The sequence below is a fragment of the Sabulibacter ruber genome, from assembly GCF_017355955.1.
Classification (GTDB): Bacteria; Bacteroidota; Bacteroidia; order Cytophagales; family Hymenobacteraceae; genus Nibribacter; species Nibribacter ruber_A.
Genome location: NZ_JAFFID010000002.1, coordinates 924,614 through 938,721 on the forward strand (window position 1 = coordinate 924,614; position 14,108 = coordinate 938,721).

13 protein-coding genes are annotated in these 14,108 nt (G+C 51.2%); 10 read left to right on the top strand and 3 right to left on the bottom strand.

Annotated elements, in window-relative coordinates:
- Positions 1 to 35: 35 nt before the first annotated feature.
- From JT719_RS15155 to JT719_RS15170, 4 genes are all read left to right on the top strand, one after another.
- A complete protein-coding gene (locus JT719_RS15155) occupies positions 36 to 1,250 on the top strand; it encodes an aldose epimerase family protein (protein ID WP_207434160.1) in 1,215 nt (404 codons plus the stop codon).
- A 27-nt stretch (positions 1,251 to 1,277) separates the two neighbouring features.
- A complete protein-coding gene (locus tag JT719_RS15160; protein ID WP_207434161.1) occupies positions 1,278 to 2,882 on the top strand; it encodes a family 43 glycosylhydrolase in 1,605 nt (534 codons plus the stop codon).
- A 291-nt stretch (positions 2,883 to 3,173) separates the two neighbouring features.
- Complete coding sequence (locus JT719_RS15165) at positions 3,174 to 3,647, top strand: hypothetical protein (RefSeq protein ID WP_207434162.1); 474 nt, start codon at positions 3,174 to 3,176, stop codon at positions 3,645 to 3,647.
- Between the two features lie 16 nt (positions 3,648 to 3,663).
- The gene (locus JT719_RS15170; RefSeq protein ID WP_207434163.1) at positions 3,664 to 4,152 is read left to right on the top strand and encodes a DUF421 domain-containing protein; all 489 of its coding nucleotides are present in this window, start codon (positions 3,664 to 3,666) and stop codon (positions 4,150 to 4,152) included.
- Between the two features lie 29 nt (positions 4,153 to 4,181).
- Here the strand turns inward: JT719_RS15170 and JT719_RS15175 are convergent, their stop codons facing one another.
- Positions 4,182 to 4,910, bottom strand: coding sequence for an RDD family protein (locus tag JT719_RS15175; protein WP_207434164.1), 729 nt, complete (start codon positions 4,908 to 4,910; stop codon positions 4,182 to 4,184).
- A 70-nt stretch (positions 4,911 to 4,980) separates the two neighbouring features.
- Here JT719_RS15175 and JT719_RS15180 point away from each other — a divergent pair, with 70 nt between their 5' ends.
- From JT719_RS15180 to JT719_RS15205, 6 genes are all read left to right on the top strand, one after another.
- Positions 4,981 to 5,943: a stage II sporulation protein M gene (locus JT719_RS15180; protein WP_207434165.1), complete on the top strand. Its 963-nt coding sequence runs from the start codon at positions 4,981 to 4,983 to the stop codon at positions 5,941 to 5,943.
- The gene (locus JT719_RS15185) at positions 5,924 to 6,802 is read left to right on the top strand and encodes a hypothetical protein (protein ID WP_207434166.1); all 879 of its coding nucleotides are present in this window, start codon (positions 5,924 to 5,926) and stop codon (positions 6,800 to 6,802) included. Before JT719_RS15180 ends, JT719_RS15185 begins: the two co-directional genes overlap by 20 nt.
- An 81-nt stretch (positions 6,803 to 6,883) precedes the next feature.
- Positions 6,884 to 7,546, top strand: coding sequence for a DUF4129 domain-containing protein (locus tag JT719_RS15190; protein WP_207434167.1), 663 nt, complete (start codon positions 6,884 to 6,886; stop codon positions 7,544 to 7,546).
- Entirely contained in the window at positions 7,543 to 8,721 is a 1,179-nt protein-coding gene (locus JT719_RS15195; protein ID WP_207434168.1) for a DUF4350 domain-containing protein, read from the top strand. The genes JT719_RS15190 and JT719_RS15195 overlap by 4 nt, the downstream gene beginning before the upstream one ends.
- An 11-nt stretch (positions 8,722 to 8,732) precedes the next feature.
- Entirely contained in the window at positions 8,733 to 9,728 is a 996-nt protein-coding gene (locus JT719_RS15200; protein WP_207434169.1) for an AAA family ATPase, read from the top strand.
- Positions 9,728 to 11,059, top strand: a complete 1,332-nt coding sequence (locus tag JT719_RS15205; RefSeq protein WP_207434170.1) for a DUF58 domain-containing protein — start codon at positions 9,728 to 9,730, stop codon at positions 11,057 to 11,059. The genes JT719_RS15200 and JT719_RS15205 overlap by 1 nt, the downstream gene beginning before the upstream one ends.
- Positions 11,060 to 11,228: 169 nt before the next feature.
- Here the strand turns inward: JT719_RS15205 and JT719_RS15210 are convergent, their stop codons facing one another.
- Positions 11,229 to 11,921 (bottom strand): PAS and helix-turn-helix domain-containing protein, encoded by a 693-nt coding sequence (locus JT719_RS15210; protein ID WP_207434171.1) that lies wholly within the window; start codon positions 11,919 to 11,921, stop codon positions 11,229 to 11,231.
- Positions 11,922 to 12,248: 327 nt separating this feature from the next.
- On the bottom strand, positions 12,249 to 14,045 hold the full coding sequence (locus JT719_RS15215; RefSeq protein WP_207434172.1) for a cytochrome-c peroxidase: 1,797 nt from the start codon (positions 14,043 to 14,045) through the stop codon (positions 12,249 to 12,251).
- Positions 14,046 to 14,108 lie beyond the last annotated feature (63 nt).

The window sequence follows — 14,108 nt, forward strand, 5'->3', positions numbered from 1 at the left end:
ACAAACAAGCGCTTTCCAGCGCCAACCATCAAACTATGAAAAAACAAGCATTGCAGCAGGCTGTTCTGTCCTTATCGCTTCTGGGAAGTATTTCCGCGGTGGGTTTATCGGCTTGTTCTACCAAACAAGAAGCAAACGAGCAGCAGACCTCTGGCACTGAGCAAACCTCCGCTACTACAGACAGTACGAACACTACTTTCAAAGGCGAGTCTTTCGGGAAACTGAAAGACGGAACCGAGGCGCGGCTGTTCACCCTCATCAACAAAAACAACGTGAAAGCCACTTTCACCAACTACGGCGGACGCCTGGTAAGTTTGCAGGTGCCGGACAAAAACGGCAAGCTAACCGATGTGGTAGTGGGCATGGCCAGCTCCGCTGAGTATGAAACCGCCACCGAGCCTTACTTTGGGGCTACCATCGGGCGGGTCGGGAACCGTATTGCCCGGGGTAAGTTCACCCTGGAGGGCAAAGAATACACGCTGCCCATCAACAATGACCCCAACACTCTGCACGGCGGGAAGAAAGGCTTCCAGTACGTGATGTGGGATGCGCAGCAAACCAATGACCAGACCATTGTTTTCACTTACCTGTCTAAAGACATGGAAGAAGGATTCCCGGGTAACTTAACCACCAAAGTTACCTACACCCTCACGGATGACAACGGGATGAAGATGGACTACGAGGCCACCACTGACAAGACCACCATTGTCAACCTCACCAACCACGCCTTCTTCAACCTGAACGGGGAGGGCAGCGGCACCATCTTAGGGCATACCCTGCAGATCAACGCCGATTCTTACACGCCCGTAGATGCCACGCTCATCCCTACCGGCAAGATTGTGCCCGTAGCCGGAACGCCTTTTGATTTCAGGCAACCCACCGCTATCGGGGCCCGCATCAACGTCCAGAACGAGCAGTTGAAGAACGGGCAGGGGTATGACCACAACTTCGTGCTGAACAAAAACCAGGGCACCGGCCTGAATAGAGCCGCCAGAGTGGTGGGAGACAAAAGCGGCATTGTGATGGAAGTGCTCACGCAGGAACCAGGGCTGCAGTTCTACAGCGGAAACTTCATGCAGAGCAAGAACACCTTCAAAGGCGGCAGCAAAGATGATTTCAGAACCGCTTTCTGCCTGGAGACCCAGCATTTCCCCGATGCGCCTAACCAGCCCACCTTTCCGTCTACCGTTCTTAAGCCCGGAGATACGTATAGAACCAGTAGTATGTATCAATTCTCGGTTCAGAAATAATTTATTCACCAGGCCTTTCTTCTGCTTATGAAAAAGAACTTACTTTCAATTTGTTTCGTCAGCTTGCTGGCTTTGGGATGTAATGTTAACAAAGGCACCACTTCCCAAAGTGCTTCTGATACCCCAGCCGCCAACACGCCGGCGGTCACCTTCTCCAACCCGGTACTGCCCGGCGACTACGCAGATCCCTCGGTCATCCGGGTGGGGAACGATTACTGGGCCACTGCCACGTCTTCTGAGTGGGCCCCATTGTACCCAATTCTGCACTCCAAGAACCTGGTAGACTGGGAAACCGTGGGGCACGTGTTCCCCAACAAGTTACCAGACTGGGCCGAGGCGCATTTCTGGGCCCCCGAGATTACCTATGACAACGGCAAATACTTCATCTACTACACGGCCAAAAAGAAAGGCGGCAACCTGTGCGTAGGCGTAGCCAGCGCCACCAAGCCAACCGGTCCTTATACTGATCTGGGCCCTTTGGTTTGCCAGGAAGTGGGTTCCATTGATGGGTTTCCCATCCGGGACGAAAAAGGCGAACTGTACCTCATCTGGAAAGAAGACGCCAACAGCGTGGGCAAGCCAACGCCGCTCTGGGGCCAGCGCATGAACGAGGAAAGAACCGCTCTGCTAGGCGAGAAATTTGAGCTGTTCCGGAACGAGAAAGGCACCTGGGAAGGCGGCCTGGTAGAAGGTCCGGCCCTGGTCAAGCGTAACGGCTACTACTACCTGTTCTACGCCGGTGATGCCTGCTGTGGCCGCGAGTGTACGTACGGCGTAGGAGTGGCCCGCGCGAAGGATTTGCGAGGTCCTTGGGAAAAATACGCCAATAACCCCATCATGAAGAAAAACGAGGAGTGGAAATGCCCCGGCCACGGCACGGTGGTTTCTGATGGTAAAGGCCGGGATTACTTCATGTACCACGCTTACAGCACCAAGAGCACCGTGTATCCGGGCCGGCAAGGCTTATTGGATGAGATCATCTGGGGAACCGATGGGTGGCCTTCGTTCCAGAACAACTCTCCTTCTTTGACCGCCAAAGCGCCTTACAATACCAATCGGGCCGAGATTCTGGATGTGCAGGAAGAGTTTACGGCCAGCAGGTTGCCGCAATCGTGGCAATGGTTTGTAGAGAAAACGCCTACCTACTCGTTACAGACAGGAAACGGCGGAAGATTGCTGTTGCAGGCCTCGCCGGATAAAGTGGGGAACGTGCTTTCGCAGCGGACCATCCAGAATGAATATACCGCAACCACCGCTTTGAACCAAAAGATGGTAGGCCAGGGCGTATCAGCGGGCTTGGCGGCCATTGGCGATCCGGAGAATGCCGTGGGTATCTCGGTGGCTAATGGTGAGATCCAGTTGTGGTCTACCAAAGGAAACAAAACCGAGGTGATAGACAAGGCTTCGGTCTCTACCCAAGGCAACCTTCAGTTCAGGCTAACCACCACCAATGGCGATCAGTTGCAGTTTGCCTGGAGCACCGATGGCACCAACTGGAACCAGATGAACAATGGAACTGCCATCAACGGCTCCTTTTTACCGCCCTGGGACCGCGGCGTGCGGGTAGGCATGGTAGCGAAAGGCCCGGCCTCTCAAACCGCCGGGTTTGAATGGTTTAAACTGACGCATTAGAACTGATCTAGTAAAAGCATTCTGGCTTTCTGCAGAGGTGTTTTAGCCCCGTTTTCTCCAAAACAAGGCTAAAACACCTCTTTTTCGTTTGCGGCAGTTTGCAATTGTCTTCAGGCGAAAGGAAGATTTTATACCTGTTAGGTAGCCAGGTGTTTCTTGGGCGTTTTGCAGAAAAAAGTCTTAAAACAAGGCTGTAGCAGTAGCAGCACCTGTAAATAAACCGGTGAAAAGCAACATTAACCCAAGAAGCGGGTAACACTCTAGAATGATGGTTACTTAATCTTTTCGGGTATGGACAAGGATATAAGATTGGCGGAGGACTTCTATGCGTTTCAGAAGAAAGAGTGGAAGGCTTTCCGGGTATTCTGGATGTTGATGGGCCTGATACTGGCTGGGGCAGCGCTGGGCCTTTTTGGGCGCGGGTTGCTTAGCGATAAAACCTACACGGCCAACGGTGTTCAGTTTGAGTACAACAAGTTCATGCGGGTAGAGAAAGGCACCGAGTTGTTGATTACCGTGGGTGATTTAGGGCAGGAAGCAAAAATCAGCATCAACAATGATTACATCAGGAAAGTAAGAATTGACCAGATTATTCCTGAGCCGGTCTCCGTAGAAATAAAAGACAACACCCTGATCTATACCTTCAATTCTATTCAGCAAGGATTGATCACCTTCTACCTGGTTCCTATGAAAATGGGCTCACAGCACTTAGAGGTATCTGTTGGCAATGCGCAGATGACCGCTAATCAATTTATCTACTTCTAAACCAAACTCAGCTGTTATGGAGTCAATTGTGTTACGGGCCCTGATTGTTTACGTCCTGGTCTTCATTATTCTGCGCATGGCGGGCAAACGTACCTTAGGGGAAATGACCGCTTTTGACCTGGTTTTGCTGCTCATTATAAGTGAAGCCGTGCAGAATGCCCTGGTAGATGATGACAAGTCCATTACCGGAAGTTTCCTGGTGATCTTAACGCTGGTATTCGCAGACATAATGGTATCCTTGGCCACCAACAGGTTCAGGTTTCTGGATAGCATAGTCAACGGAATTCCGCTCATTATCCTGGAGAACGGAAAGCCATTAAAAGACCGGATGGACAAAGCCCGCCTGCAGGAAGACGACATTCTGGAAGCCGCCCGCAAAACGCAGGGCCTGGAGAACATGAGCCAGATCAAGTACGCCGTGCTGGAAAAAGACGGGTCTATCAGCATCATTCCGTTTCACCTGAATGAAAATGGCGTGAAGCCCAACCTGATAGAGGAAGCCTAGAACCCAAATGGGAATATGCCATTATTAGGCTAAACCTCCATGTTGGCGGTAAGGTGGTGATAATCTTTGATGACCGTTTTCAGGAATTCCCTGTCCGTTATATCAGGCTGTACGCCCATCACTTCTTTGGCTCGGGTTGCAATGCGGGTAAGCAGGACTTCGTTTTTGTGTTCAATGGCTTTGGCCAGCAGTTTCCGGATCAGGGCCATGTCTTTGTCTGACAGCACCGATACCTCCGGGAAAACAATGACGTAATCTTCTTCCAGTTTCACCTGGAAAGGATTTCTTCTTTTTACGGCCGTGGTTCTGATCACGCAGGTGCCGGCTGCCAGATCGCCCAGGCGCTGCCCTTTGCCATTCACCGCAATAGTGACAATAGCCACCAGGCCGTAGAACGTAATGTCCAGAATCCTGAGAAGCCACCGGAGCAGGTAATCGCCCACGCTGGGAGACTGCCCGTTTAGTTTGATAACCTTAATGTCTTTCGCTCTTTTCCCAATGCTTTGGCCGTTCAGGAAGATCTCACAGATGGGGTGGTAGAAAAGAAAAGGAATAGCGGCAATTACCCCCAGGATAACCGTCAGTACAGTATTGCCCGGGCTGGAGGAAACTAAAAAGGCAATGGCAAAAAAGCAGACCAGAATCCACCCACCAAGCACTACAGAGTCGATTAAGTACGCCAGGATTCGGTCGCCTATGCTGGCGATTGGGTATTCCACCTCCACGTTCTGCGTGGTTTTGATCTTGATGGTGTCCATTTAAAAAATCAAACTGCTTTTGTAACTTCCCTAAGTTAGATATATTTGGTAGGAAACAAAAACACCAGGCATGCGTGAGGCCGCTTTTATAAAACAGAACTCTGCCAAATGGAAGCGGTATGCCTCTGAGCCCACCTCCAATCCAGATGAGCTAGCTGATAGGTTCATTGAACTGACCGATGATCTCTCGTACGCCCGCACGTTCTATCCTGAGTCTGACAACACCGAGTACCTGAACGCCCTTACCGGCAAAGTGCACCAGACTATTTACCGCAACAAGAAAGAGAAAACCAACCGCTTTGTGCTTTTCTGGAAACAGGAACTGCCTTTGCTCATGGGGCAGTACCACCGGCAGTTGTTTTTCGCCTTCCTGATTTTTTCGGCAGCCTGCTTTATTGGAGCTATATCAGCGGCGTACGATGATACCTTCGTGCGGCTGATTCTTGGTGACCATTACGTGAACCAAACCCTGGCGAACATCAAAAAAGGTGATCCCATGGCCGTCTACAAGAAAGCCGATGAAACCAGCATGTTCCTGTTCATCACCTACAACAACATTAAGGTGGCCTTCACTGCTTTTGTGATGGGAGCGGTGTTTTCTATTGGTACTTTTTGGATTTTGCTGCAAAACGGCATCATGCTGGGTGCCTTCCAATACTTCTTTTACAAACAGGGCCTGCTGCTGACCTCGGTGCTCACCATCTGGATTCATGGTACGTTGGAGATCTCGGCCATTATTATTGCCGGTTGTGCGGGGTTTGTCATGGGCAATAGCCTACTTTTCCCTAAAACCTTCTCCCGCCTGGAGTCTTTCAAGCGCGGAGCCAAAGATGGGATGAAGCTGGTGGTGGGTCTGGTGCCCATTTTCATGATGGCCGGTTTCCTGGAAGGTTTTGTGACCCGCCATACCGAAATGCCCCTGTACGCCAGCCTTTCCATTATCCTGGGCTCGGCGGCTTTGATTGTCTTCTACTTTATCTATTACCCTTACTGGCTGCAGGCCAAAGCATCTCATGAGAGACCAAATCATTGAATTTAGAGAAGAGCGGGACTTAGGGCAGAAATTCAATGCCACTTTCACCTTTCTGCGGCAGAATTTCAAGCCGCTTTGCCAGTGCATCCTCTTTTTTGTGGTGCCATTTGCGCTATTGGCGGGTATTTTCTCCGGCATTTACCAAAGCACGCAGATAGACCAGATGAGAGGAGCCTATGAGTATGGTTCCTGGGGCGCGTACGCGTTCGCCAGCAGCCTGAACTCGCTCCACTACTGGATCAGTATGTTTTTCTCGCTGGTGAGCTTTGTGTTGCTGAGCCTCACCATTTATTCCTACATGCTGCAGTACATGGCCAACCAAGGGAAAGTAGAGATGACCCATGTTTGGGAGATTATCAAAGCGAACTTTATTCCGGTGCTGTATTCAGCGGTAGGGATATTGGTTATCTGCGGGTTGGCCACTTTGGTATTGGTGGTGCCGGGTATTTACGTGATGGTACCGCTGTGCATGTTTGCCGTGGTCATGCTGGTGGAAGAAATAAGCCTGGTAGAGGCCATGGAGCGCTGCTTTTACCTGGTAAAAGGCTATTGGTGGCCTGCTTTCGGGTTTCTGCTGGTAACGTTCCTGATCCAGGGCGTGATCAGTTACGTGGCGTCTTTGCCGGCCATTGCGGTGTACGTGCTCCGCATTCTGCAACTGCCCGGCGGCAGTAATGACCTGCTGTTTATCGTGGCCAGTTCTGTTACCACCATTGTAGGGCTGTTGCTGTACGTGATCAGCATTACGGCCATTGCCTTCCTGTACTTTGACCTGGTGGAGAAGAAAGAAGGTATCGGGCTGCTGGAGCAGGTGAACCAGATTGGTGCCCAACCCAAATCTTTTGTAGAAACAGAATAACCCCACCAAACGGCTGTGCGCTTTCTCCTGATCTTTTTCTTTTCTCTGTTTCTGCATTTGTCAGTGGGTACAGCTAATTGTATGGCAGTACCGGCGCAGAAAGAAACCGCTGCGTATCAGCCCTTGCAGATTCGGTATCCAGATCCTCAGAAGATACAGGAGTTGCGCGAGAGCAGAGATTTCCAATACCAGCAGGATGTAAGGCCCGATATGTCTTTCTGGGAGCGTTTTTGGCGGCGCGTGGGCCGGTACATCTCTGAGGTATTACAGGCCCAGTCTTATGACAGTTTCTGGAAATACGTGCTGTACGCCCTTGCCATTGGCATTACGGTGTTTGTGGTGCTCAAACTCATGCAGGTAGATTTTACCGGGTTGTTCGGCAGAAAATCTACTTCGGCACCCATTACTTTTGACACTTACCGCGAGAACATCCACGAGATAGATTTTGCCAAGCTGATTGAAGAAGCCGAGGCGCAGGGCGACTATCGCAGGGCCATCCGGCTACACTATCTGCGTACCCTCAAGAGCCTCACAGATTTAGGGCTTATTTCCTGGAAACCGGGCAAAACCAACCGAAGCTACGTGAATGAACTGAGCCAATCATCGCTCCGGCGGCCGTTTGAGCACATCACACAGTTGTTTGAGTATGTGTGGTACGGCGGCTCATCCCTGGATGGGCAAAAGTTTGAGGCAGTACGCAGATCGTTCCTGGAGTTCAACCAGTCCTTAACCAAAGCGGCATGAAAGGCTACAAAGCATACGCGTTAGGCTTGGGGCTGCTGTTTGCCGTGTTTGTAGTGGTGGAATACTACCGCCCCAAACCCATTGACTGGCGACAGACGTTTTCCAACAAAGACAAAATCCCGTACGGCACCTACGTGCTCTATGAACTGCTACCCGATTTGTTCAAGAACCAGCCGGTGACATCGGTAAGGCTGCCGCTGGTAAATCAGGTGGAGAATAGCACCGGGCAGCACGTGAACTACCTCTTTGTCAATTCCAACTTTCAGCTTGATAGTCTGGGGCTGGCGTCTCTTCTGCAGTTTGTAGAGCAGGGGAACGATGTCTTCATCAGTGCGCACGAGTTTTCTCCTTTGCTGGAGGACGCGTTGGGTTTTGACGCCAATTTTTCCAAAAAAGCCCAAAACGATTCTCTGGGCCTGGTCTTCACCCACCCGCAACTACAGAAAACAAAGCCGGTGTTTTACGCCCGAAATAAGGTAAACAACACCTTGTCGCTGGATTCTGCCAGCAAAGCCATGGTGCTGGGCAAGAATACCGCCGGCGATACCATTTTTGTGCAGGTGCCTTATGGAAAGGGCAAGTTCTTCCTGAGCTCGGTGCCTCTGGCGTTTGCCAACTACCATGTCATAGATCCGGCGCAAACCAACTATGTAGCGCTGGCCTTATCGCACTTGCCCGTACGGCCCGTTTGGTGGGACGAGTACCAGAAACAAGGCGCAGAAGGCAGTGATTCCGTGTTCCGGGTGTTGCTTAGCCATGATGCCCTGGCCTGGGCCTACTACGTAGCCTTGGGGAGCTTGCTGCTGTTTGTGGTATTTGAAAGCAAACGCACGCAACGCATTATCCCCATCCTGGAAAAGCCCAGAAATACCACGCTGGAGTTTGTGCGCGTCATTGGCAGCCTGTACTTCAACCACCGTGACCACCGCGTCATCGCCGAGAAAAAAATCAATTACTTTCTGGAGTACCTGCGCCTGCATTACTACGAGTCTACCAGCGTGCTGGACCAGGAACTGCAGGACCGGGTTGCCCACAAATCTGGGGTAGACAGCACAGACGTTGCAGAGCTATTCAGATTGATCAGCCACATCAGAACTTCAGAGAAACTGGAGGAAAAGAGTCTGTGGCAGCTAAATAAGATGTTAGAGAGTTTTTACCGGCAGGCAAGCCGCTAAAGCATATAATTATGGAACCACTAGAAGACACCGCGTTGGGCCTGGCCCCGCAGGCCGATTTTTCAGGATTACAGGAGGCGGTGCAGCAAATCAAAGAAGAACTCCGCAAGCGCATTGTAGGGCAGGAAGCCTTCATAGACCTCTTGCTGGTTGCCATCTTAGCCGATGGGCACGTGCTGATTGAGGGAGTACCCGGCATCGCGAAAACCCTGACGGCCAAATTGCTGGCCCACACCATTGACGTGAATTTTAACCGCATCCAGTTCACGCCAGACCTGATGCCTTCCGATGTGTTGGGAACCTCGGTTTTCCATCCGGGCACGGCCACGTTCCAGTTCAAGCCGGGGCCAATCTTCTCCAACATTGTGTTGATTGATGAGATCAACCGCGCTCCCGCCAAAACGCAGGCCTCTTTGTTTGAGGTCATGGAAGAGCAGCAGATCACCCATGACGGCACTTTGTACCCCATGGCCGATCCGTTTATTGTGCTGGCCACCCAGAACCCCATTGAGCAGGAGGGAACCTACCGGCTGCCTGAGGCGCAACTGGACCGTTTCATGTTCAAGATTCTGGTGCAATATCCTTCTTTGGAGGAAGAAGTAGCCATTCTGGCGGTGCATCATCAACGGCCCACCTTGCAGCGGGAACTGGAGGAGATTCAGCCGGTACTGACTTCTGAGAAAGTAGCCGCGCTCCGCAGACAGGTGCGCGAGGTGCACGTAGACGCTAAAGTGCTGGAGTACATCGCCCAACTGGTGGTGCAAACCCGCGCAAACAAGTCTTTGTATCTGGGAGCCTCGCCCCGGGCTTCTCTGGCCCTACTGAACAGTGCCAAGGCGTTGGCAGCGATCAGGAACCGTTCTTTTGTGGTGCCCGAGGATGTGCAGGAGTTAGCCCCTTCTGTGCTGCGCCACCGCGTGCTGCTCACGCCTGAACGCGAAATGGAAGGTGCCACCCCAGACGATGTGATCAAGCAAATCATCCAGAAAACCGACGTTCCGCGCTAGTGAAGTTTCTCCGCAGCCTGTATTTCACCAAGTACTTTTTCTACGCTGCCTTGGCGGCGGTAGGGTTGTTTGTGCTGGCCTTCTTTTTCCCGGCGTTCCTGTTTCTGGTGAAGGTTCTGTTTGGGGTGTTGGTGCTGTTTGTGGGAGTAGACATGGCTGCGCTGTTCCGCCACGCAGACGGAGTGGTGGCTTCCAGAAGCATGCAGGAAAAGCTTTCCAACGGCAGCGAGAACCCGGTGTACTTGTATGTGGAGAACCGGTACGGCTTTCCCGTTCGGCTGGAGGTGATTGAGGAGTTGCCTTTCCAGTTCCAGAAACGCGATGCCAGTTTCAGGGTGCAGGTACCCAAAGGCGAAACGCACGTGATTGAGTACCAGGTGAGGCCGGTGCAGCGAGGCGTATATTCTTTTGGGGCTACCAATGTGCTGGTGAACGGCCCATTGCAGTTGGTGCGCCGGCGCTACCAGTTTGGGCAGGGGCAGCAGGTGCCGGTGTACCCTTCGTTCATTCAGATGCGGCAGTATGAACTCATGGCGGCTTCGCAGCACCTTTCGGCTATGGGCATCAAGAAGATGCGCAAGGTGGGGCACAGCGCCGAGTTTGAGCAAATCAGGTCGTACGTGGCCGGAGACGATCAGCGCACCATCAACTGGAAAGCCTCTGCCCGGAAAGCCGAGCTGATGGTGAACCACTACCAGGACGAGAAATCGCAGCAGGTGTATTGCCTCATTGACAAAGGTCGCGTCATGGAAATGCCCTTCGCGGAACTGAGTCTGCTGGACTACGCCATCAATGCCACGCTGGTGCTGTCTAATGTGGCCCTGCGGAAAGAAGACAAAGCCGGGGTCATCACCTTTTCTGACCAGATCGGGTCAATCTTGCCCGCCGAGCGCCGGGCCTCCCAACTACAGAAGATTCTGGAGCTGCTCTATAACCAGACCACCAAGTTCCAGGAAACCGATTTTCAGCGGCTGTACGTAACCATCAGGTCCAAAATTAAACAACGGAGTTTGTTGTTGCTGTTCACCAACTTTGAAACGCTCAACGGGGCCAAGCGCCAATTGCCGTACCTGCGCAAACTGGCCAAACACCACCTGGTGCTGGTCATCTTCTTTGAAAACACCGAGACGCGCGAGCTGTTGGAAAAACCTGCTGATACCATGGAGGAACTCTACCTCAAAGCCATCGCGGAGAAAGTTGCCTATGAGAAGCGCCAGATTGTAAAGGAATTCACCGCCCACGGCATCCACTCGGTGTTAACGCCCCCAGACAAGTTGAACATCAATACCATCAACAAGTACCTGGAGTTTAAAGCCCGAGGGCTGCTCTAGCCAATGGCTTTCAAGTACCTTCTTCTCTGTTTCTAAGCTGTTTTCAGAAAAATACGGTTAAAACAGCACTGCAAGGAACCGGTTATCATTCCTTAGCCATCCATAGAAACCTCATGTTTAGTTTTAGGCCTGCTTTTTAGAAAACAGGTCTAAAACACACGCAACCAGGTCAAATCAGATCAAATGCCCGGGCGTACTGGTTAAGATCAAACGAGGAATGTGTACCCAGTTTCAGTTTGATGTTGCGGCGGTGGGTGTTCACCGTTTTCTCAGAGATACACATTTCATCGGCTATCTCGTGGGAGCTTTTGCCCAGTGCCACCAGCTTGAGTACTTCCCGCTCTCTTGAACCTAATTGGGAAAAATTCTGGTAGTGTTGCCGCAAAAAGGCGTTTTCATCAATAATCCGGTTGATTTTGGAAGTTAAGTGATGCATGGGGTCCACGGTAATGGCCAGGGTAATGGTGAGTAAGGGAAGCCCGTCTTCATCGCGCATGAAAATCTTCACGGTGCTCAGATGAAGCATCCAGTCTTCCTGCTCCTTGAACCGTACGTGTTGGAAAAATGAGAGAACTTCTTTTTCGTCATTGCGCTGGAGCAAGCCATTGATGAGTTTAGGCACATAGTCAGCAGATTCTGATGGATTGAAAAACCGGGTATGGAATTCTGCTCCCATCTGCTGCAACTCTTCCAACGTGACTCCTATCTGCTGCAGGCCCCGGGGCGACATGTATTCAACCGTCAGATTTCTCTTGATGTTATGAATAATGATTACCCCTGGTAGGTGATCTGCAATGGCCGCAATTCCAGAAATTCTCTCCTCTATTATTTGCCTATGGCATACCTTCTGAGGATTTTTCATTATATGTTTCTATTACAGAATATTGAATATGTACTTTTTCCTATAAGGCACTTTTATAAAAGCCCCAACTATTGCTCTAAAATAAGGATTTATTAAATAATAAATTGTCTAATTTGTTGTGAATAATACACTGAAATCGATAAAAAGCTATAAAACAATAAGAGTCACCCGGTTGGGTGACTCTGAAAGCAGCGGTTTACTCTGCAAAGTAGCTTAAGGCAGCGTAACTGATTCAATAAAGATAGAGTGGGTGCGGAGTACTCTTCCAAGGGGTTGATGAAGTGATTACATAAAAGGAGCAGGTGGAAAGCTGGGATTTGGTTTTTCCTATTCCTTATCCGTCAGGGTGCCCAGAAAAGCTACTATCGCTTTGATTTCGTCCTGACTCAGATTCAACGGATCGGCGGGCAGCGTTTGGTTTTCTACCGATAGCCCCAAGCCTTGTCCGCCGCCTTTGTTGTAGAAATCCAGCACTTCTTCTAAGGTGCGGTAAGCCCCGTTGTGCATGTAAGGACCGGTTTTGGCTATGTTGCGCAACGTGGGAGTCTTGAACGCGAATTTGAGTTCCTCTATTTTGTTGTGGGCGTATCTGCCCAGATCTGGATCTATGGTTGGATTTTTCGCCTGCGCCTGGGCCGGAACGCCTAACACTTCGCCCTCGGTGTTGGCGAATGAGGGGCCGGCCGTACCGTTGAAGAGCGGCATAAAGTGGCAGGTTCCGCATTTGGCTTTGCCCATGAACAGGTTGAAGCCTTTTATCTCATGGCTGTTCAGTTGGGTGGTGTCGCCGCGCATGTATTGGTCAAAACGGGACGAAAACGGAGCCAGGGAACGTATGTAACTGGCAATGGCAATCATGACGTGCCGGGGCTTGATCTCGGTTTCTATGGCGGGAAACGCTTTCTTAAACGCCGAAACCGTTTCAGGTTTCTGGTTGAGTTGAGAGGCAACCGTTTCTACCGGCGTGTGCATTTCATCTTTGTTAGCCATTACGTCCATGGCCTGGTTTTCCAGCGTGGGAGACCGCATGTCATAGAACTGGGCGTTCTGCAGACCGGCATAGAGAAGCGTAGGGGCATTGCGTTGCACAAATTTACCTTTGGTCAAAGCGACGCTCTTAGGGAGGCCATCGGTAAAGGCCAACTCTGGATTATGGCAACTGGCACATGTACGGTTCCCTCCCGAGGCCACCGGCGTAAAGAACAAAGCCTTGCCTAACTCAATTTTGGCCGGTGTGGCCTGAGCCTCCAGGCTTCCCGCAAAGTGGTTGCTGTTAAGGGCCTTCTCGTCAAAGAGGGTAGTGGCGGTGGGGCTTAGTGCCAGCGAATTTTCCAGCGGAGCGATGTTCATCTCCTGCTGCCACCGCACCATCTCTCTGGTGATAGGGTTTGCGTACCGGGTAATGAACGCCAGCCGGTCAAATTCATTGAAGCTGGGGCTGGCAGTAAGAAAGGCCGTTGCTTTTTCAAACAGTTTGGTGAGTTGCGCATTCTCGCCCAAGAAGGAAAGAACCTCCTGGACAGAGCTTAAGGCCACCGCCGTTTCCTGGATGCCTACCTGCGACAAAGGAGTATCAAACCCCGAGATGCCTAGGATTTGGGTACGGAAGATTTCCTGCTTGCAGGCATCTAAGAGGTGAGCCGGGGTGAATTCAGCCTCTTCGGCAATGCGCTGGGTTCTTTTCAGGGAAGACAGCAAAGATTTGGTTTCCCTTACCAGTTCAGGCCGGTTTTCTCCTAACAAAGCCGGAAACACAAGTTCCTCTATCACCTGAAACCCTGCCGGTGGCATCACCTTGGTTTCCTCAATTTCTATCTCGGGCAAAGGCGGCCCGTTGATTTCCCGGCTGGCGGTGGGGGCGTAATATTCTGTGAACCATTCAATGGTTTTGTAGGCATTGCGGCTCTGATGAAAAGCTTCTTTTACCTCCGCATCAGTGCCGTTTTGGGCAGCGTATAACAAATCATGCTCCACCAGGTGCTGCAGGGAATCGATCTGATGCACCAGGCGGGTTTTTACTTTCTCGCTTAGGCTGGTGTTGTTGGAGGCGGAAGGAGTACAAGCTTTGAAAGCAAGGCTCAACAATAGGAAAAGGACTAAGAAAAGAGGTTTAGCTGATGTCATCTTACTACTTGTAAAAAGAGGAGAGCCTTCCTGCGGAAGGCTCTCACAAACTGCTGTTTTCTG